The 21192-nt window shown below is 35.4% G+C and carries 15 protein-coding genes and 1 pseudogene; 6 read left to right on the forward strand and 10 right to left on the reverse strand.

The window, feature by feature from the left end; genetic code table 11:
- Positions 1 to 2: 2 nt before the first annotated feature.
- The gene (locus tag P2Q73_RS15340; RefSeq protein ID WP_275788831.1) at positions 3 to 611 is read right to left on the reverse strand and encodes a hypothetical protein; all 609 of its coding nucleotides are present in this window, start codon (positions 609 to 611) and stop codon (positions 3 to 5) included.
- Positions 612 to 723: 112 nt separating this feature from the next.
- Entirely contained in the window at positions 724 to 1440 is a 717-nt protein-coding gene (locus P2Q73_RS15345; protein WP_275788833.1) for a GntR family transcriptional regulator, read from the reverse strand.
- A gap of 681 nt (positions 1441 to 2121) precedes the next feature.
- On the opposite strand from P2Q73_RS15345, the gene P2Q73_RS15350 reads away from it, so the two are divergent.
- A complete protein-coding gene (locus P2Q73_RS15350; RefSeq protein WP_275788836.1) occupies positions 2122 to 2940 on the forward strand; it encodes a purine-nucleoside phosphorylase in 819 nt (272 codons plus the stop codon).
- A gap of 350 nt (positions 2941 to 3290) precedes the next feature.
- Here P2Q73_RS15350 and P2Q73_RS15355 read toward each other — a convergent pair whose 3' ends face one another.
- Entirely contained in the window at positions 3291 to 4640 is a 1350-nt protein-coding gene (locus P2Q73_RS15355; protein ID WP_275788838.1) for a trypsin-like peptidase domain-containing protein, read from the reverse strand.
- 242 nt (positions 4641 to 4882) lie between these two features.
- On the opposite strand from P2Q73_RS15355, the gene P2Q73_RS15360 reads away from it, so the two are divergent.
- Positions 4883 to 5758 (forward strand): radical SAM/SPASM domain-containing protein, encoded by an 876-nt coding sequence (locus P2Q73_RS15360; RefSeq protein ID WP_056828776.1) that lies wholly within the window; start codon positions 4883 to 4885, stop codon positions 5756 to 5758.
- A 156-nt stretch (positions 5759 to 5914) separates the two neighbouring features.
- Here P2Q73_RS15360 and P2Q73_RS15365 read toward each other — a convergent pair.
- A pseudogene (locus P2Q73_RS15365) lies at positions 5915 to 6073 on the reverse strand (NAD(P)H-dependent oxidoreductase); the annotation flags it as partial.
- 91 nt (positions 6074 to 6164) lie between these two features.
- Here P2Q73_RS15365 and P2Q73_RS15370 point away from each other — a divergent pair.
- On the forward strand, positions 6165 to 6560 hold the full coding sequence (locus tag P2Q73_RS15370; protein ID WP_056828778.1) for a (deoxy)nucleoside triphosphate pyrophosphohydrolase: 396 nt from the start codon (positions 6165 to 6167) through the stop codon (positions 6558 to 6560).
- Positions 6561 to 6595: 35 nt separating this feature from the next.
- Positions 6596 to 9484 carry a DEAD/DEAH box helicase gene (locus P2Q73_RS15375; protein ID WP_275788843.1) on the forward strand — a complete coding sequence of 963 codons (2889 nt, stop codon included), beginning with the start codon at positions 6596 to 6598 and terminating at the stop codon, positions 9482 to 9484.
- Between the two features lie 260 nt (positions 9485 to 9744).
- On the opposite strand, the gene P2Q73_RS15380 is transcribed toward P2Q73_RS15375, so the two are convergent.
- A complete protein-coding gene (locus P2Q73_RS15380; RefSeq protein WP_275788846.1) occupies positions 9745 to 12897 on the reverse strand; it encodes a DEAD/DEAH box helicase in 3153 nt (1050 codons plus the stop codon).
- A gap of 181 nt (positions 12898 to 13078) precedes the next feature.
- Here P2Q73_RS15380 and P2Q73_RS15385 point away from each other — a divergent pair, with 181 nt between their 5' ends.
- Positions 13079 to 13783: a LuxR C-terminal-related transcriptional regulator gene (locus tag P2Q73_RS15385; protein ID WP_275788849.1), complete on the forward strand. Its 705-nt coding sequence runs from the start codon at positions 13079 to 13081 to the stop codon at positions 13781 to 13783.
- Between the two features lie 633 nt (positions 13784 to 14416).
- On the opposite strand, the gene P2Q73_RS15390 is transcribed toward P2Q73_RS15385, so the two are convergent.
- From P2Q73_RS15390 to P2Q73_RS15400, 3 genes are all read right to left on the reverse strand, one after another.
- The gene (locus tag P2Q73_RS15390; protein ID WP_275788851.1) at positions 14417 to 16465 is read right to left on the reverse strand and encodes an ATP-binding protein; all 2049 of its coding nucleotides are present in this window, start codon (positions 16463 to 16465) and stop codon (positions 14417 to 14419) included.
- 244 nt (positions 16466 to 16709) lie between these two features.
- Entirely contained in the window at positions 16710 to 17342 is a 633-nt protein-coding gene (locus tag P2Q73_RS15395; protein ID WP_056828786.1) for a hypothetical protein, read from the reverse strand.
- 17 nt (positions 17343 to 17359) lie between these two features.
- The gene (locus P2Q73_RS15400) at positions 17360 to 17986 is read right to left on the reverse strand and encodes a hypothetical protein (protein WP_056828788.1); all 627 of its coding nucleotides are present in this window, start codon (positions 17984 to 17986) and stop codon (positions 17360 to 17362) included.
- Positions 17987 to 18261: 275 nt separating this feature from the next.
- Between P2Q73_RS15400 and P2Q73_RS15405 the strand changes: the two genes are divergently transcribed.
- Positions 18262 to 19158: a YsnF/AvaK domain-containing protein gene (locus P2Q73_RS15405; RefSeq protein WP_275788856.1), complete on the forward strand. Its 897-nt coding sequence runs from the start codon at positions 18262 to 18264 to the stop codon at positions 19156 to 19158.
- Between the two features lie 147 nt (positions 19159 to 19305).
- Here the strand turns inward: P2Q73_RS15405 and P2Q73_RS15410 are convergent, their stop codons facing one another.
- Positions 19306 to 20190, reverse strand: coding sequence for a MurR/RpiR family transcriptional regulator (locus P2Q73_RS15410; protein ID WP_275788858.1), 885 nt, complete (start codon positions 20188 to 20190; stop codon positions 19306 to 19308).
- Positions 20191 to 20257: 67 nt separating this feature from the next.
- Positions 20258 to 21163, reverse strand: a complete 906-nt coding sequence (gene murQ / locus P2Q73_RS15415) for an N-acetylmuramic acid 6-phosphate etherase (protein WP_056828800.1) — start codon at positions 21161 to 21163, stop codon at positions 20258 to 20260.
- Between the last annotated feature and the right edge of the window lie 29 nt (positions 21164 to 21192).

Raw genomic sequence — 21192 nt, forward strand, 5'->3', positions numbered from 1 at the left:
TGTCAGGCTAATCTTTGAGCCGTACCTTGCAACTTGTCCTTGTCAATTAGAACATGTCCAAGTGGAAGCTTTGCCAATGTTCGTACTGGAATACTTTTAAGAATAAAAAACACAATAATTAATGTAGGGATTTTATCTAGTAAATCAGCAAATAACTCAGAAACAAATGCACCTGCCTGTACCGATAATCCTACTGTCATTAACATGCCAGTAATCATACCTGTTGTTCCAGCACCTAAACCATCAAAGAGCAAAATAGTAATCATTGACCCAACACCTCCGCCAATAATAGCGAAACCCAAACCAGCAAAAACTGTTTTCCATAGTTTTTTAAATACACCTTTTTTCGATAAATAACCCGCAAGTAAACCGAAACCGATATTCAACCAAATGTAAGCAAGTGTTGTAGGATTTGTAACGGAAATACTAACGTTTGTAATTGCTCCAACAATTGCTCCTGGTATTCCACCGCAAAGTGCACCTACTGTAATCGTTCCAATTGAATCTAGATAGAGTGGTAATTTTAATAAGAGTGCTATTTGTCCTCCGATAAAATTTACTGCAATCCCAATCGGAATTAAAAAAATTGTTAACTTGTTCATCTTTTTCACATGACATCCCCCATTCAATTTTTTATAGAAATTAAATAAAATTATTTAATCTTTACAGCGTGGATACAGCACTCGTCAAAATGTATACGCTTCCATTAACTACATCAAATATTTATTTTGGTGAGTTAATACTCGTCATTATATTGAACTCAATAGTGGGTGCATAAACGATTTTCACTTTTTCTATGTTTCTATTGTTTTGATCATATATATTTCCTTCTGCTTGCAGTAATGCCACTTCTTCATCTTTTAAATCTAATATTTTTCTCATTTGGTCATCGATTAATACAGGTGACAAAGAGATTTCCGAACGCGTTGGCTTAACTCGATACTGTTCACGCAGTATTTTGTAAAGCGATTCATTCTCAAAATTGTTTTTATCTAAGTCTGGAAACAAGTCCACTGGAAGCAACGAGGTATCAATCATCAAGTAGCTAACGGAATCTTCCTTTTTCACACCTCTAGCTCGCGTCAACTGATAGTATTCTGTTCCATCCATTGTCAGCTTGCTTTGTTCTAATACTTTCGAAACTGCTAACTCATTACGGTTTTTCAAATAATCCGTAAAGCCACCAAAATTGGTAATGCTGTACTGAAGTGGACTTAGTCGAACGAAAGTACCTTTCCCACGAACTTGATGGACTAGCCCTTCATTAGCTAACAAAGACAGGGCTTTTCTAATGGTGCCTCGAGTCGTATCAAACAACTTCATCATCTCTGTTTCAGATGGAATCGCTTCCCCTTGTTTGTACTCACCATTTACTATCTTCAACCTCAATTGACGATACAGTTGAATATACAAAGGAGTAAAATCATTCTTATCTAGCAATTCTAATCCTCCTTTAGTCATATTTTATTAGTTGACCACTTATGTGTACAAGTTAATAATATATATATAACTTACTAGTGTCAATAGTCTATTAATTCTTTATTTTCATTTGAGAGAAGCTGACAATACCTATACTTAAGGTTTAGAACGCTAGATTATAGAATTTAGGCAGATAATATCTTTTTTTAAGAGATTATCAATTTATTTAAAATTATCTTCTAAATGTATGTATAAATTCCGATTAGACTGACTATATTGTTAATAGATTACAAGATTCAAAGGAGGAATAGAAATGAAGAGTCCAATAGGTTTACCAGAACAATTACCAGAAACTTTAGATGAGTTATTGACTTTGTTATTACAAACGATTATCGCTTAGGAGAGATTTTATATTAAGATTGAAACTTGGAAACATAGAAAAGTAGAGATTTCTACTTGTATCAGGTAGAGATTTCTACTAATTTTCTATTCTACTAAACTCTTGTTGCGGCAATCGCGAACTTAATTTCCTACATACTTTTATCCACATTATTAAATAATTGTACTAAATCTGTTTGGAAAAGGTTTATTTGTTAAGCTTTCTTTACAACGCTCCTTAAGTCCATTAGACTTTTATCGACAACATGCTTAAATTTTTATAGCAGGTGTATACTTAGCGTATCGTTTCAAGGAGGAATTATTATGCACAACATTCAAGATATTTTAGAAGCTAGAGATTTTATTATAAGTAAGACGGACAATCAGCCTGTAATCGGATTGATACTCGGCTCTGGTTTAGGGACGCTAGCAGATGAGATTAAAAACTCAGTAGTAATCCCTTATAGCACGATTCCACACTTCGCAAAATCGGAAGCAATTGGGCATGCGAACGAACTTGTTATTGGAGAACTAAACGGAAAAATAGTAGCAGCAATGAAAGGTCGTTTTCATTATTATGAAGGCTACACTTTGGATGAAGTAACATTCCCAGTACGTGTTATGAAAGCGTTAGGTATAGAGAATATCATTATTACAAACGCTTGCGGTGCTGTTAATACAAACTTTAACCCTGGAGATTTGATGTTAATTACTGACCACCTTAATTTAGTTGGGACAAATCCATTAATCGGACCAAATAATGATGAATTGGGAACTCGTTTCCCTGATTTATCGAAAGTTTATAACATGGAGCTACGTACTATTGCAACTAATGTAGCGAACAAGTTAGACATTACGTTACAAGAAGGAGTTTATGCTTGGTGGAGCGGTCCTACTTATGAAACTCCTGCAGAAATCCGTATGTTCCGCACATTAGGGGCCGATGCTGCTGGTATGTCTACTGTACCTGAAGCTATTGTAGCAACACACGGAGGTATGAAGGTGCTCGGTATTTCTTGCCTAACAAATATGGCGAGTGGTATTTTGGATCAACCTTTAAACCACGATGAGGTAATTGAGGTCGCAGGTAAGGTAAAAGTTAAATTTGTTGAATTAGTTAAAGGTGTTTTAGAAGAGATTTAATGGAGATGGTTATCCACGGAGTTTGGGGACCCTAAGTCCGTTTTGGTTTCCGGGTTGCTTTGGACTACACATTTACTACACCTTTGCCGAGAGAACGAAAGCCGATGGAAGTGACTTTGTCACTAGCATCGGCTCTTTTCTTTTTGGTAATCCTGTGGCTGATGTTTGTCCGATGCTCTCCTACAACCTTATCGTACTTGATGTTTTAGATTAGGGGAATGAAAGAATAAATACTTTCTATGAATTGAGAAAGTAGCCGAAGATGCAATTTCGGCTACTCTTTCGCTATTTTCAGGTTACTTACACGTAAAAACAATAGAATGGATTGGAAATACATCTTTCAAACTGCTTTAGTCAAATATTTCAATATCCGTGATCTGATAATAACCTTCACTATCGATTACCACCGTGTATACTTTATCACGATTATAATACTTGTATTCACCTGCAGCGTTTATAAAATCAAATTCTTCGTTTGTTGAAACTAGTGCATAGTCTTCGAAAATTTCCACTCCAGTGACAATATTTGATGTAAAGTCAAAAGTCATGCCTTGCCCAGCGATTTCTTTTATATACTCCTCTAAATCTGTGTAAGCAGTGCTGCCAGGTTGGATCAAGTCTTGAATCCAATAAAAATCCTCAGCGTCCAACGCCATCTCATAATACTCTCTATACGTAATAATAAAATTAGATAGTGATTCTTCTTCAAATGAATAATTGTTCCAGTTTTCTTCTGTGTAATCTTCTTCAAAAGTGGTATCTTCTGAAGCACTATCATCACTATATGTATACTCCTCGTAAATACCAAAAAGAGAAGTAACCTGCTTGGAGCTCATAGGATTTGCAATCCAGTTATCTACTAAATTCGTTACACTATTCATAGGAATTGAAAAACCAAATAAATTATTTTCCGTATAAATAAGTGAATTGATACCGATCACTTTTCCAGTCTTCGCATCAATTAATGGACCACCACTACTACCTTGATCAATCTGTGCATCAATCTGGTATAAATGTTCATAAATAAATCCTAGTTCCATATCTCGATTAATGCCAGTCAAGTAGCCGATAGATGCAGAGTTTTCAAAACCTTGAGGGCTTCCAAGAGCAATTACCTCTGTACCAATAATCGAGTCCTCATTTTCCGTAAGGAGAGGTTTTACTTGTACATAATCTTCCGAAAGAAGAAGAGCAACGTCTGAACGGTCTGATATACCGATTACCTTCGCATTTGATTCTTTCCCAACCGAGTTTCGAACAATAACGTCTGTATATCCTGCTACCACATGTGCATTTGTTACAATGTATCCGCCTTGCCCATACAGGAATCCTGAGCCTTGACCTTCCTGAGTCAGGATTGTAAATACTTTCGGCATCGTTTCTTGTATGACTTGTGTCTTGTCTTTCGCTTCAACTTTAGGTACTTTACCTTCCGCTACTACTTTTGCTTTTTCTGTAAGTGTTGAGCGAGTTTCTTCTACAGTCGATTTGACTTCATCTAAAACATTTTGAGCTTCATTCTTTGAAAAGAGTAGCTCTTTAAAACCATACCCAACCCCACCTAATATAATAAAACAAAGTATAATCCCTAAAATTAGAAAACCTTTTGACCCATTCTTTTGTGGAGTTAGACTAGTTCCACAACCGGTACAAAATTTTGCACCCTCTTCATTTTTTACACCACACTTTGAACAATACACGATTTTACCCCCAAATAAATCCTTATACCTATTAAAAAGCATCTAAATATACTCTATATTTACTGAATAAATTATACTAGATAAAGAGGGAAATAACCATTCTTTGTTAAATTTATAATTCTTAATATCTTGTATTTTATAGATTCCCTACGTGCTTTCAAAAACTACTTAAGGAATGTATATTTTCTGTTAGAATGAATGTAGTTATGTGAATATATTAGAACTGGAATGGTGAACAAACATTGAAAACATTTAAGAAAATGTATATTGAAATTACAAGCGTATGTAATCTGGCTTGTAGCTTCTGTCCTCCAACAAGTCGAAAGGCAAATATTATTAAACTTGATGCATTTAACAACATACTAGATCAGATTAAAGACCATACGAAATATATTTATCTTCATGTCAAAGGGGAACCCCTACTGCATGCGAGAATCGACCAATTGCTCGATGCTGCACATGCAAAAGGATTTAAAGTAAATATTACGACAAACGGGACGCTTATTAAAAAGAATCGTGAAAAACTACTAGGCAAACCTGCATTACGCCAAATCAACTTCTCCCTACATAGCTTTGATGGCCATGAAGGATCAGAAAATCGAGAAAAATACTTAGGAGATATTCTGGAATTCGTGCGTGATGCCAAGGAGCATAATACAATCATTTCCTATCGATTATGGAATTTACAAAAAGAAGCAACTTCGGATTTGGCACAACGAAGAAACCGAGAAACATTAGAAATCTTAGAAAATGAGTACAACCTAGATTACAAAATCGAAGAAAAAGTACAGCCAGGAAAAGGTATTAAAATTTCTCAGAACGTTTATCTAAACCAAGACCATGAATTTCAATGGCCTAGCTTACAAGCACCAGAAGATGATGGAAAAGGATTCTGCCATGCTCTCCGCAGTCAAGCAGCCATTCTTGTTGATGGAACCGTTGTCCCTTGCTGCCTGGACGGAGAAGGTGTCATCAATCTAGGCAATATCAATAAAACTCCCTTCTCAGAAATTATCGAAAGTGATCGAGCAAATGCCCTCTATGATGGATTTACGAGAAGAGAAGCTGTTGAAGAAATGTGCAGGAAGTGTGGATATAGACAGAGATTTGGGGTTTAATGGTTTCTTAAATAACATTCAAAAAAAAGTAGCCCTACAGTCGAAATAAATCGATTGCAGGGCTATATTCATTTAAACAACATCTTTTGATTTGTGTAACCCATATAATTACGAATCTACAAAGTAAACCGGTTAATGATCTATTCTTTTGAAATACTAATAAATTTTTTCTAACTTTTTGTTTGGTTCCTCTTTGGACTTTCCATATTTCCAAACTCAAAAAACTTCACTTTCTTGATTCCCATAATTAAATAAGGCTCTCTTCATCAGAATTTTGTGTGCATTATTCAACCAGAGGAATGGATAATGTGTAGGTTCCCTTCTTTGCTAATTTTAAGTATTTTGCTGCTCATTACATTAAAATCAGCTATGATACAGTTATAAATTAAATTTAGGGAGATAAAAAATGAAGAAGTCAGTCCATGTTGTTGGTGCAATTATCGAAAATGATAAAAATGAAATTTTTTGTGCTTTAAGAAGTTCCGAAATGTCTCTTCCAAATCTTTGGGAATTCCCAGGTGGTAAAATTGAAACTGGAGAAACTGCGGAGCAAGCATTACATCGTGAAATTAAAGAAGAATTTGATTGTGCAATTGAGGTTGGTCAGAAGGTCGAAGATACAACATATGAATATGAAAAGTTTATCGTTAGATTAGAAACGTATAAAGCAAAACTATTAGAAGGTTTCCCCATCGCAACTGAGCATGCTGACATGAGATGGGTAACTCGTGAAAACCTACATAGACTTAATTTTGCACCTGCAGATATACCAGCAGTTGAAAAAATCATAAAAGAAAAGTAGATATTCGGAAAATTTGAATGAAATGACGTGATTAAATGGAACAACTTATCCGTAAAATGAAGAATTCATTACATAAGGGGTTTATTGATCAAAGTAATCCTGTATCAGGACAATTTAAACCTAAGCTGCTATCAAATAAATCCCACGAAAATGTTTTGTCAACGCTCCTTCAAGAAATGAAAACATGTAAAACCTTCAATTTTTCCGTTGCCTTCATTACTGAGGGTGGTCTAGCGACATTAAAAACCATGCTTTATGATCTTCAGCTAAAAGGAATCAAAGGTAGAATTCTAACCTCTACTTTTTTGAATTTTAATCAACCCAAAATGTTCAAAGAACTAATGAAACTAGAAAATGTAGAGGTCCGGCTAACTGGGGTTAAAGGATTCCACTCTAAAGGATATATATTCGAACATATAAACTATTATTCTTTAATAGTAGGTAGCTCTAACCTAACGGATAGTGCATTAAAAGCTAACTATGAGTGGAATGTCTATTTAACTTCTTTAGAAGATGGAGAAATCATCCATCACTTTAAAAACCAATTTGAAGAAGCCTGGAACGAAGCAATTCCTTTAAACATTGATTGGATTAATAACTACAATTTTAATTACGAAAAGCAACCTTTCATTAAACATTCAGCTACCAATGTATTTCAAGTAAACACAGAATATTTAACAAACCAATTATCTGATAGTCTCGCTATTCAACCTAATAAAATGCAAATCGATGCACTGGGACAGTTAAAAACTCTTCGTGCAACGGGTGCTAAAAAAGGCTTAATTATTTCTGCTACTGGTACCGGAAAAACGTACTTATCTGCATTCGATGTACGGAACTTCGCCCCTAAAAAAATGCTCTTTGTGGTTCATAGAGAACAAATATTAAAGAAGGCACTTCAAGATTATAGAACAATACTAGGTGGTAATCCAGATGATTTTGGTATACTTTCTGGAAATTCGAAGGATATGAATGCAAGATATTTATTTGCAACAGTTCAAACTTTATCTTCACAACGCCATCTGCAAAAATTCGAAAAAGATGAATTTGACTATATTTTAATAGATGAAGTACATCGTGCAGGTGCAGCTTCTTACCTCAATATTATAAATTATTTTGAACCTGAGTTTTTACTAGGTATGACAGCTACTCCTGAACGTACAGATAGTTTTAATATCTTTGAACTGTTTGATTACAATATAGCGTATGAAATTCGATTGCAGGCTGCTCTTGAAGAAGAAATGCTGTGTCCATTTCATTATTTTGGCGTGACTGATTATGAGAGAGGCGGAGAAGTCATTGATGATACATCTACTCTACAGCGGCTTGTATCAAATGAACGTGTCCATCATATTCTAGAAAAAATTAATTACTACGGCTATTCAGGGAAAAGAGTACGAGGCTTAATCTTCTGTAGTTCTAAAGAAGAAACACATGCTCTTTCTTCAATTTTAAATACCCATGGGTTAAACACTATTGCACTAACAGGTGATAATTCACAACCAGAAAGAGAAGATGCAATTAGTAAATTAGAGCGTTACGAAATTGATTATATTTTAACGGTAGATATTTTTAATGAGGGTATTGATATTCCATTTTTGAACCAAATCGTAATGCTTCGTCAAACACAGTCTAGTATTATTTTCATCCAGCAACTAGGGCGTGGTCTACGCAAGCATAATGAAAAGGATTATGTAACTATCATTGACTTCATCGGTAACTATAAAAATAACTATCTAATTCCTATTGCCCTTTCTGGTGATCAATCCATGAACAAAGATAATGTCCGACGTAGAACCGTTAATACCGACTATATTCAAGGAGTTTCAACAATTAATTTTGAAGAAATTGCTAAGAAACGTATTTTTGATGCTATTGATAATAAAAAGTTAAAATTGTACAATAAGGAATTTCTCGAAACTCCATACAAAGAATTAAAAAATCGTTTAGGTCGAGTTCCTTTATTATTAGATTTTATTAAAAATAATTCTATTGATCCTGAAGTAATCTTTATAAAAAAGAAAAATTACTTTGATTTTTTATTAAGTATGAATGAACCAGTTCCAAATATAAATGATTATGAACATGCGGTATTAACAATGTTTTCTCAAGAACTTATTAATGGAAAAAGAATTCATGAAATATTGTTAATTCAAAATTTAATAAAGCAAAGTGAAATATCTAAAGTTGATTACCTAAAAATATTAAAGGATTTTGGAACTTATCTTGACGAAGAAACTATTACATCCGTAGAAAACTTACTATCATTAAATTTCTTCGTGACAACCGCGAAGAAAAACTATGGATTGAAGCCAATTATAATCTTTGAAAATGGTAAATATAAGCTAAACAATGAGCTCCAAAAAAGTATTGAAAAAGATTCATTTAAATTAATGTTAGAAGATATAATTTTGTGTAGTATTGAAAAAAACAAAAAATACAATCTACAATCCCCATTTACAATGTACGAAAAGTATTCTAGAAAAGATGTTTGTAGACTCTTAAATTGGGATAGTAATGAAGAAGGTACTTTGAATGGTGGCAGAGTTAAAATGAATACCTGTCCTATTTTTGTAAACTATCATAAAGCTGAAGAAGATGATTCAGAAGTTAAATATATGGACGAGTTTTTATCACCAGATATTTTTAAATGGTGTTCAACAAAGAATAGAAAAATTACAGCTAAAGATATTGCTCCTATAGTGAATTCCTCTGAAGCTAATATTGCTGTTCATTTGTTTGTCAAAAAACATAATGGTGAGGGTAAAGATTTCTATTACCTCGGAGAAGTCACAGTTGATTCTAGTAGTGCACAAAACGATAGTCTTTTAGACAAAGGAAAAACCTATAGTGTCGCTACTATGAGTATGTACCTTAAAGAACCAGTACAATCCAACATTTATCATTATTTGGTTGAAGAATAACCCCATAAAAATCTTGAAGGAGTATCTACATAAGCTTTAGCTTGTAGATACTCCTTTTGTTAACTCTGTGCATTTCATATGAATTGTCAAAACTTCACTTTTTTATACAAGACTATAAATTTTAGCATTTGCAACAAAATTCTTCAAAATGCAAGAACTTAATTCCACGATTGATTTTAGGATTTAGTATTACTAGGAATACTCCATAAATTGGAAATGATAGATTACCTGATGGTACTTCAAAATCTTCAAAGAAATCCTCACTCAATCATCAATATCTCCCGAATATCCTCCTCCGTCATACTAGTCATCACATCTCCACCGGAATGTATCACTTCATCGATAAGACTCATCTTTTTTTGTTGGAGTTGGTTTATTTTTTCTTCGATTGTGCCTTTTGCTATTAAGCGGATGATGTTTACTTCGTTTTTTTGTCCCATTCGGTGGGCGCGGTCTGCTGCTTGTTGTTCGACTGCGGGGTTCCACCAGAGATCGTATAGGATTACGGTGTCTGCTCCAGTTAAGTTTAAACCTGTGCCACCGGCTTTTAAGGATACGAGAAATAGGTCTCCTTCGTCTTCATTGAAGCGATTGCATAATGCGACGCGATCGGACGGTGGGGTTTGGCCGTCTAAGTAAAAGTATGGTGTGCCTTGTCGTATTAGTTGCCTTCTGATGATTCCGAGCATTTGCGTGAACTGAGAAAAAACGAGTACTCGTCTTCCTGACATTCGGCATTCTTCTAAGATTTCCATCAGTTGCTCATACTTTGCTGAGCCTCCGGTATAGCCCTCCACAAATAGGCTCGGATGGCAGCAGAGTTGCCGAAGTCTCGTGAGACCTGCTAAAAATTTTATGCGGTTTTTTTGAAAGGTGTTTTTCTTTAAATGCTTTAAAGCATCGTGTTTTAGTTCTGCCAAATAAGCTGCATATATTTTTTTCTGTTCTGAATGTAACTCGGAGAAAAGAATGGTTTCCATTTTATTAGGCAACTCTTTCAAAACGTCCTTTTTCATTCGTCGTAATATAAATGGGCGTACACGTTTTGCTACGTTTTCTCTCCTTAATTCGCTAAAAGCTCTTCTGTCTGGTAACAAGCCAGGAAATACTACGTGAAAAATGGACCAAAGTTCTTCTAAGGCGTTTTCTATTGGCGTTCCTGTAAGCGCAAATCGATATACTGCTTGAATCATTTTCACCGATTTCGCTGTCTTGGTAACAGGATTTTTAAATGCTTGTGCTTCATCCAAAAACAACGTATGAAAAGGCTGTTTGCGGTAAAGGTCCGTATCCATCCTCAGTGTCGGATAAGATGTGATTATTACATCTGCTTCTAAAGATGACATCCATAAGGAGCTTCTCTTTTCTTTGCTTCCATCTATGATTTGTGCATTTATATGTGGTGTGAATTTTTCCAACTCGTTCTTCCAATTGTAGATGAGTGACGCAGGAGATACGATTAATACTGGCAATTTTCGTGCGCGTACTTCAGGAAGCACTGATTCAATGAATGCAATGCTTTGCAATGTTTTACCCAACCCCATATCATCTGCCAGAATTCCTCCGAATTTATATTTTGCTAATAGCTTCATCCATCTAAAGCCTACTTTTTGGTAATCTCGAAGTACGTATCCTAAAGGAATAGAACCGTCCAATTCCACGTTTTCTGGATCGTTTAAATTTTTTAGGAGCTTTGCAAAATTTTCACCGGAATCTACTAAATCACCTTGCTCTAAGGAATTAATTGCTTGTATTCCCTGAATTAAAGGAACTCGTATACCTTCCGTTATATTGTCATTAGATAATCCCATATCACGGATAAAACTGGATAGAGCCAAGAAACTCGGAGTTTCCAACGAAACCAAATTACCATTTGGAATTCGATAATACTTCCTTTTTTCTTCAAGCGAAACCATTAGATGTTGAATTTCCTTTTCTGGAATTCCTTTTAGATCGAAACGGAACTCCAACCACTCCGTCCGCTCCTTCATTTCTACTCTTATTCTCGGACCGGTGTATTCTTTGTTTACACGTAGTTTCACAGCTATCGAAGCATATACTTGAACCCATTTCTCCATTCTTGCTAGTACATGATACAAAAAGTGATATTCCGCTTCCTCATCATATAAGTAAAATCCACCAGGCGTTTGGGTAAATGAATTTTCTAGGAGTAATTGTATCACCTGCAGTTCTTTATCACGCTGACGTCTTATCCCTGGAAAATGGGTAAATGATTGTTCTGTTTCTTCACAAGGATTAATCATCATATGTCCATAATGGAATTCCAACCCTGCAAGTAATCGATTCTTCACTCGGTCTAGATATAACTTCACCTTTAGTTGAGTTTCTCCCATTCTTTTCGAAATAGATTCTCCTATATGCACTTGACCGACCTTCATCAAGCTGGGTATAACCTTCTCCATAAAATGATCTATTTGTTTTTCCGGGATGATAAGCTCGTGCTTCCCTGACTGATCCAGCATTACTTTTAACTCTGCCAATCGGTTGCAATCATCTAGAGGTAGCTTGTACAATTTACCTTTTGAAAACGCGTAGCCATATGCTTTGAAAACAATTATTTGGTCAAGTCCTTTTACATTTAGTTGGTAGTCCGGCTTCTTTGCTTCATCAAACTCAAAACGTAATGAAAGCTCTTGTTCAAACTGAATTCCTTCATAAAGCAACCCCTCGTGGAAAAATCTTACTCTTGGTGCCTTCGACAATAATGGAAGAAGCTGCTCCCAATCAGAAGCTGAAATTAGCAATAAATCGTCTTGTAAGTCCGTTTTATTGTTTACACGCTGACTTTTCATTAGGAATTGGAGAACCTCATCCGTTTCTTTCGGAAAACTGTAGAACTCCGGTGTATATATCAAACCAGTGGAGTATTCAAAAGTTTGCCTTCTTCCTATTTCTTCAAGAAATTTCGTTATATTTTCGATAGATTGGAATGTATGGGCACCAACGCTCATTTGTATTCCAAAAGCATATTCTCCGTCCTCAAGCTCAATCGGAAGGCAAGTAAATTCAATGTGAAGCATCTGTCTTTTATCAAAATGCAATTGTTTTCCGGTAGGAAGTAAGGATTTTTCAAATAAATTCAGCATTTTTACAGCCAAATGGTCTTCCACCTGTTGTTTCTCTTCGATTGCTAGGAATGTTGCAGCTATATGTTGGCAATGAGTTTTTACAAAGTCTATAGGTGGGCAAGTACATGTAGCGATGATTTTCCCATCTGAATTGACTTTTACCGTTGTATAAAAATTCTCTCCTGCTTTTACACTCGCTTTAATTTCTATTTGTTCAAAGGAGTGAAGGGTTACTTTTCCCGCCTGAAAGTATGCTTTACCCTTTTTAAAAGCAGTTTCTCCACATAATCTTTTGATTTTCTTTTCATTCATCGAAAAATTCATTTTTCTAATCCTTTCTCGATCGTCTACGTTTTTGGTTAAACTCAATATCGGTCTACATTATAATATCTAATTCAATTTTATCATAATGGATAACGTATGTTCTTTTTTTGGTTTTGATTTGAATAAACAATACTAGTATTTATTATTTTATGTCTAGGAAGTTGGAGTAGGGGGTATTCAATTGATACATGCCTTTGAAACTCTTGTGAAAGGAGAAATTCAAATGATAAATGTTGCGATTATTGATAATCGAGAGATGGTCAGAACCAAAATTAAAGAACGATTGCAGTCGGAAAATATAAAAATAGTCTCTGAGGGTACATCTTCTGATGAGATGCTCAATATCTACGAGGAACATATAACAGATGTAATCATATCCGAAGTAGATAACAATAAAAAAGATACAATCCATTCGGTAAAAAAACTATTAACCAAGCGACCACAAGCTTCAATTATCATCCTGACAAGTGATGAGGACAAAGAGTTTGCAAAAGAAATGATCCGACTAGGTGTGAAAGGTTACTTGTTTAAGACGAATGGAAGAAATGAAATTAAAGAAGCAATAGCAAACGTAAAGAATGGTCATAGTTATATCGATGGAAGAATCATACACGAAATTATGCTCGATGTAAGAAGGTTGAGTGATTTAGAGGAAGCATCTTCACCTAAACCTATTTTTCAACCACCTGAATTATTAATTCCTAGAGAATGGGAAATACTTCAGCAGTTAGCATTCGGCCATAATAACGAAACTATAAGCAAAAATATGTTTTTATCTGTTAATTCTATAAAAAACTATGTATCAAATATTCTAAATAAACTAGGAGCAGAACATCGTACCCAAGCAGTAGTTCTCGCAATTAAGAATAACTGGGTTCTAGTTTGACTACTGAACTCAATTTAAAGGTAAAACATATTAATCCAGATGTAGACAACAGGTCTCTTTCAGCTAGCGTTGCCTTAGCCTCCTAGGCCAACACGATGTTGGTCATGCAATCGTTGCCTCAAAAGTTCCTTTTGCGACGAGCTTTGCGCAGGAGCAGGATGCGGCGAACTTGATTGCCTTCCCCTCAACTGCGGGGTATTCGGCTAACGGTATTCCCGCAGGAGTGTCGCCTTTATTCAACGATTTTCCATAAATACTAATTGAAAAAATTTAAGTGATAAAAACTTGCTCTATTAATGGCATGATCATTTTCTAATTGAAAAGCGGATAATAGTTGATTGGAGTGGAAGGCGGCGACTCCAGCCGGAATCGCATGAGCTGAAGACCCTGGACTGAGCGTCGCGAGGGAAGCGGCTGAAGCCATGCCGGCGGAACGCGTCCGCCTGGAACGGAAATTAACGGGTCCAAAATAAGAATCGAATAAGTGAACAACACCGTGTTTACCCAAGCGGCTCGTAGCCCGACCGCGGAAAGCTGCGGAAAACCCAACCTATCTTATATAAAAATAAATTCGAGGTAGTCTTCAGTTTGATTAATATCTAGTTTTTTCTCTAATGGCTTATATTTTATTAATCATATTTTAAATTTAACAATAAAAGTAGTACCTTTAGATCCAGTTTGTATCTCAATATTTGCATTATGACGAGCAGCGATGGCATAACATATACCTAGTCCTAAGCCTGTACCATTATCTTTCGTAGTATAGAATGGCGTGCCCAGTTTCTCTAATACTTCAGGCTGGATCCCTACTCCTTGATCCTGCACTGCAAGTACCACCGTGTTTTCATCTTCCTTATACGTACTAATAGAGAGAGCTTTCCCCGCACACATTGCTTCTAAGCCGTTGCGGTATAAGTTTATTAGTAACTGCCGTATCTCATTTCGATTTAAAAATAATTTTGGGATGTCTTGTGTATGGAATTCAACAAATTTATTTTGATTTGATGCATCAACCTCTATTAAAGGGATAATATCATGGATAACTTCATTTAAATCTAACATCTTTAAATCGGATGTTCTTGTATTGCCCATTGAAAGAAACTCAGTAATGATTGAATTTGCACGGTCCAATTCTTCAATCATAATGTTTAAATAATCTTTATGCTTCTCAAAATCTTCTTCTTTTTTTATTAATTGCAAGAACCCTTTTACCGTCGTCATTGGGTTTCTAATCTCATGGCTAATACCTGCTGCCATTTGTCCAATTAAGTCTAGATTGGACAATCTTTTTAATTCCTTCTCATATTCCTTTTTTTCCGTTATGTCTTTTAATAGACAACAAATACCGTCGTCAAATGGATACGCAACTACTTCGTACCAATTATTGTTATATGGTGAAAGCATCTCGAAATTTACTGTAATACGCTGTGACATTGAACGATGAAGCTCCCTGTAAATATCCATTCCCACATTTTCCATGAAAATTTCCCACATATTAATACCCAATACGTCATTAGCTTTTTTCCCTTGTGGTAAATATTGATGTTCATTTATGTACGTAAATTCCCAGTCTTTATTTAAAGTAAAGAAGCCATCCGTAATACTTTCAATGACACTCGTAACCATTTCATTTGCCGAAGCTAGTTCTCTTGTCCGCTCTTTTACCATGCTTTCAAGTTGGTCCATATACAATAGGTTTGAAAATGTAGGGGCTGTAGCATCAACTATAGATTGTACAAGTTGAATTTGAGAATCCTCGTAATTTGGAGCTTCCCCTCCCAAATGCACAACTGCTATTACGCCTAATACTTTACCCATCGAAACCAAAGGAATCATCAGAAGCCCTTTTAGATCAAAACTAGGTAAGTGAATGATTTTTTTTGTTTTAGTAACCTCTTGAATCATATCCGTATAGTTTTTGTCCTTACTTGTATTATTAAGGTTTTTCATCCATTCTGCTTCTGTCCAATCACAGTTCATACTTAACTTTGTTAATCTAATCGTTGTTTTTTCAAACGGATCTAGGAAGTGGGCAGCAATATTTTTGCTTTGTAAAATCTTTTCTATGTAAAAAAAACATTTTTCAAGACTTTCCTCTAAGGAGGAACACATGGATAAATCACGTGTAACATTCAGTAACAACTGTTTTTGGTCAATCAGGTTTTCCTTTTGCGTTAGATTATTTGCGTTTCGCATTGCAACCGCTGCCATATTAACATATGCTTCCACACTTTGAATTTCTGAATCTGTTAAGTTCATTGGAGTTCCATAATTAAACAAAAAAACAAGACCAAATAAATCCTGCTCAAATAAGATAGGAAGAGCTAATATGGATTTAATTTTAAATGCTTCGACTGCTCTAGGATACGGCCTTTTATCTTTAGAGGTGTCAGGGATGTAAATAGTTTTTTTGGTATCAATAACTTCTTTCGCAAGTAGGTCGATTTCAGGGTCAATTATCTGCGTATCCAACGTTTCTCCATTCATGTTATCTGGTTTTCCAGCGTATCCTTTGAATGTTCCATCTTCTTGGGGTAAAAAAACACCAACAGAACTACATTGAACAATCTCCTCAGATATCGCTGCTGTTACACGCTGTAATACTTCACACAGTTCTAGCTTTGTATTTAATATTTTAGTTATATTCGCAAGTCTAGAATATCTCATCTGTTCCCTATCCATTCACCCAGTCTCCAATCGTAGGCACATAAACTTTTTACGATAAATTTTATAAATTAAAATCTACATGCTATGTTCCATTTTTTTCGACTTCTTTTTCTTTTATTTTACATAGTTAGGAGTAATTTTAATAGTAGATATTGTAAAGTAGACTATTTTTAACCTAAATTCCCTCCAATATAACAAAGAACCTCAATCAATAAATAATGATTGGGGTTCTTTGTTATTCTCTTTATAATATTGTTTTTTATTCTGCTTCTAACTCTTCCAACGCATCAGGATAAACAATTGTATCGAATACTTCACCAGAAGCTTCATCTTTAATAGAGATTTGCACTTTATAATCTTCCGTACTCACTCCATTAAATATTTGATAGTATGCTCCTGACATTCCTAAACCAAAAGCAGCAAATCCGTCAAAACTATTTTCGTAAGCAGCTTTGTCCACAACTAAAGTGAATTCTGAGAAAGTATCATTGTGAGTAATATCTTTAATAGAAACATAGTCTTCACTGTTTTTTGTTTCTTCTACAGTTTCCAATATACTCGTTTTGATGTCTTCCATCATTTCCTTATGTTTAGCTTTAGACATTTTATACGTTACAGACCCATCTTCATTGGCTGTCGCTTCGTCAAAACCTTCTTCTTTAGCACTTGCAATAACTTCGTTGATGTCTTGATCTTCAAAAAAAGTAGCTGGTAATGTAACTTCCACATTGATTAATCCTTTATCAACATTAACGGATTGGCTTTCTGCTTTCTCCACTTTACCATTTTCAGTTTCTTTCTCTGTTTCTTTTTCATTGCTTGTTTCATTTGTACCACAAGCAGATACGATAAATACTAGTACAATTAAAAATGCTATTAGTTTTTTCAACATTCTATCTCCTACCTATATTATTTTGTTGAGAAAAATACATTATCCCAGTTTCCATCCTCGTAGACTACTTTAATAGGATCGTTTACTTTTACTTGATTGACAACAAACCCTTCTACTGTTCCGCCTACATAAACTTCTCCGTGATATTCTGGTTCATATACTACTGAAGCCATTTCGTATGGAGAACCATCCTCTCCAATAAAGTTAAAATCCCATCCATCAGCTAACCATGCATAATCTTCGGTCTCTGCTTCTGTTAAAGTTGCTTTTACATTTAAGAGAATATATTCGTATCCTTCAGGAGGAGTTTCATTGTATTCGTTTTGAGCTAATACAAGATCAAGTACTTCCTGGCCACGTTTCACTTCCGTAATCGTTATATCTGCTTTTCCTGCAAATGAATTGGATTCATTGTCGTAGATAGCGATATCAACCGATTGGGTTGTTCCTACTGGCACTGGATTTGAACGTTTGCCGAATTCTGGTGATTCAGTTTTATCCGCTTCTTCTGATGTTTCAACGTCTTTTGAAACTTCTTCTGATGCATTTGTAGGAGCTGAAGATTTTTCTGTTGCTTCCTCTTCCCCACATGCAACTAGTAGCATAACTAGTAATAAGGAAACATAAAGTAATGCGTTTTTCAATAAAATACCCTCCTTTTGTTGTACATTTTTGATAGTACACCTGTATTATTTTAGCAAAATAATCAAATTAATTATCATCCAATTTGTGGAATAAAATTATTATGTTCAACGTATATCAAACCCGCATTCTAATGGGCAGGTAAGCATTTCTGTTCTTTTATAATTTGTATAAGAAAACAGCACAAAATACGATACTTTTGTTTAGCTAAGAAACGAGTGGGTATCTATTAAACATGCACGATATTAATTTTTCACATTTTAGGAGGAGATTAATAATGGCAGACAAAAAATATGTTGGATCTTTTAGAACAGAGCAGGCAGTACTGGATAAGATTAATGAATTGAAGCTAGAAGGTTATGTAGAAGATGATATTTATGTAGTAACAAACGATAAAGATTCTCTTTCAATCGTTCGCGGACAAACGGACGTCGATTTGACTTCAGCGGATGGGAACTGGCTAGACAAATTCATGGCCTTCATAAGCGGTGATGAGCCGGTACGTGCAGCGTTTCTCAATATGGGATTTACAGATGAAGAGGCAGAGCGGTACTACAGCGAAGTTAAAAGTGGCGGAATCCTTCTCTATGTAGATAAAGAGTATGGAACTATTTATGATGAGAAGGATATTGATTTAGGAACGACTTATACAGGCAATAATTTCACTGGAACCAACACATTGAATGATAATGAAACTAGCGAAGAACGTATGCGTCTTCATGAAGAACGATTATCTGTAGACAAAGAACGCCAACAAGCAGGTGAAGTGAACGTCGAGAAACATGTTGTGGAAGATCAAGAGACGGTTGAAGTCCCAGTAGAGCGTGAAGAAGTGTATATCGAAAGACGCGCGGTTGTTGACGAGACTGCAGCTGGGGATATAGTGGATGATGGCGAAAAAATTCATATTCCTGTCATGGAAGAACGAGTAGAAGTGACAAAACGACCTGTAGTAAGTGAAGAAATAGTCGTAGGCAAGAAAAAAGTAAAGGATACGGAACTTGTAACTGAGTCCGTTCGCCGTGAAGAAGCAGATATCCAGCGTACAGATGATGTTGTCGACACATCTGACCCTACCTTAGTAAGCTATACTGAGAGTAAAGCACTAGACAATGATCCAATGGAAGAAAACCGATTGGACAACGACCCCTTGAATAAACGTGATAGATTCTAATTATATATAAAAAGTAACCCCTATCATTAACTAATGATAGGGGTTACTTAGTCTACTCTCAAATGTTGTTTTATTATTTTGTGAAGATAAGATGTATTTAGTTCCTATTAACAAAAAAATATTATTAATATGTACTTAAATTTTGCATTATTCGTTCGCATTTTTTCTTTTTGGCACCTTTTGATATAAATCACTAATCGCCATTCTTGTTGCATCTAAGTAACCTATTGTTTTTTCAAAAGTACTCGTGGCAACACACATAAACAGAATATCGATTACATGTAGCTGTGCAAGTCTTGAAGATGTTGCCCCACTTCGAAAAGCAGGTTCTAATGAGCTGGCTGTATATAAATTAATTTCGGCTAAATCTGCCACAAGACAATTGCCATACCGTGTTAGACTAATTGTTTTAGCGCCTGCTTCTATTCCGATTTCTAAAATCTTTGATACTTCATGTGTTTCACCTGAAAATGAAATACCAAATATTAAATCATTCTCCGATGCATTTGCAACTGCAGTTGCAGCTAAATGTACATCTGGATAAAAAGAACATTGTTTATGAATACGCATAAATTTTTGCTGTGCATCCATTGCAGCAATGCCCGATGCTCCTACTCCAAAAAAATAAATATGATTAGCCTGTAAAATAGCTTTTACAGCGTTCGATAGCTGTTCCATATCTAGCATATTTGTAGTTTCTCTCAACGACCTTATACTTTGAACTGTGATTTTTTCAACCATCGTTTCAAACGATTCATTCGGCTCAATATCACGCACATCTTTGCGCTCGTGCTGTAAATCGCCAGCAATTCTAAGCTTTAAATCCTGAAAGCTATTAACTTGGATTGATTTGCAAAGCCGTATAACAGCTGCACTGCTCGTGCCACTTTTTTTACCTAACTCTACTGCTGTAAAATTAATAGACTCTTTCGGATATTTTAAAATATATTCGGCAATTTTTCGCTCTGAACGTGGTAGTCGATTCAGCATTTCTTCTAGTATAGCTAATCCTGCATTTACCTTTTGTGTCATATTCACACCCTCATTTATTACTTGATTTATTGAAAAAAGTGAATAGTTAATAACTATTCACCCCATATTAAAGCTTTATTTCTCCGATTGCAGCCCGAACTTTTCCATCTGTCTTATCCAATAATACAGCTACTTCATCGGCTGTGAATTCAGTTAAAAGCATTACAATCGCTTGCTTTACATTAAATTGCGTTTCAGCTAACGCTTTCTCTGCCTCTTCATTCGTTACATTTGTTGCTTCACAAACAATTCTTTTTGCACGTTCTTTCAACTTGAAATTACTAGCGTTCACATCGACCATTAAATTTTGGTACACCTTGCCAAGTTGAATCATTGTAGCTGTAGAAATCATGTTTAAAACCATTTTATGTGCTGTTGCAGCCTTTAAACGTGTAGAGCCGGTTAATATCTCTGGACCAGTCTCTACCTCTATCGCTACATTCGCAAATCGACTGATAGCTGCTTGCACATTGCTTGTTAAACTGATTGTTTTAGCCCCGATTGATTGAGCATAAGATAGTGCACCCGCTACATAAGGTGTTCTACCACTAGCAGCAATTCCAATAACAACATCACTTGAAGTAATTTTTTTTTGTATTAAATCATTTTCTCCAAGCTCCTTATCGTCCTCTGCTCCTTCAACAGCAACCATGACAGCACTTAAACCACCGGCCAATACTGCCTGTACCATTTGTGGAGAAGTACTAAATGTAGGTGGGCACTCTACAGCATCTAGGAGCCCAATTCGACCGCTCGTTCCTGCTCCTACATAAAACAATCTACCACCTTTTGAGAGTTTATCATACACAATGTGAATAGCATCCTCAATTTGTGGCAAAACCTTTGCAACTGCAATTGCAACTGTCTGATCTTCTTCATTCATCGTTTTAATAATTTCCTTCACGGACATGCTATCTAATTTACTCGTTTTCGGGTTGGATCTTTCCGTTGCTAGTTTTTCCAATCCATTCATTTACGTCATACCTTTCATGGTTATGTTCA

This window comes from Bacillus sp. Cr_A10, from assembly GCF_029222665.1.
Taxonomy (GTDB): domain Bacteria; phylum Bacillota; class Bacilli; order Bacillales_A; family Planococcaceae; genus Psychrobacillus.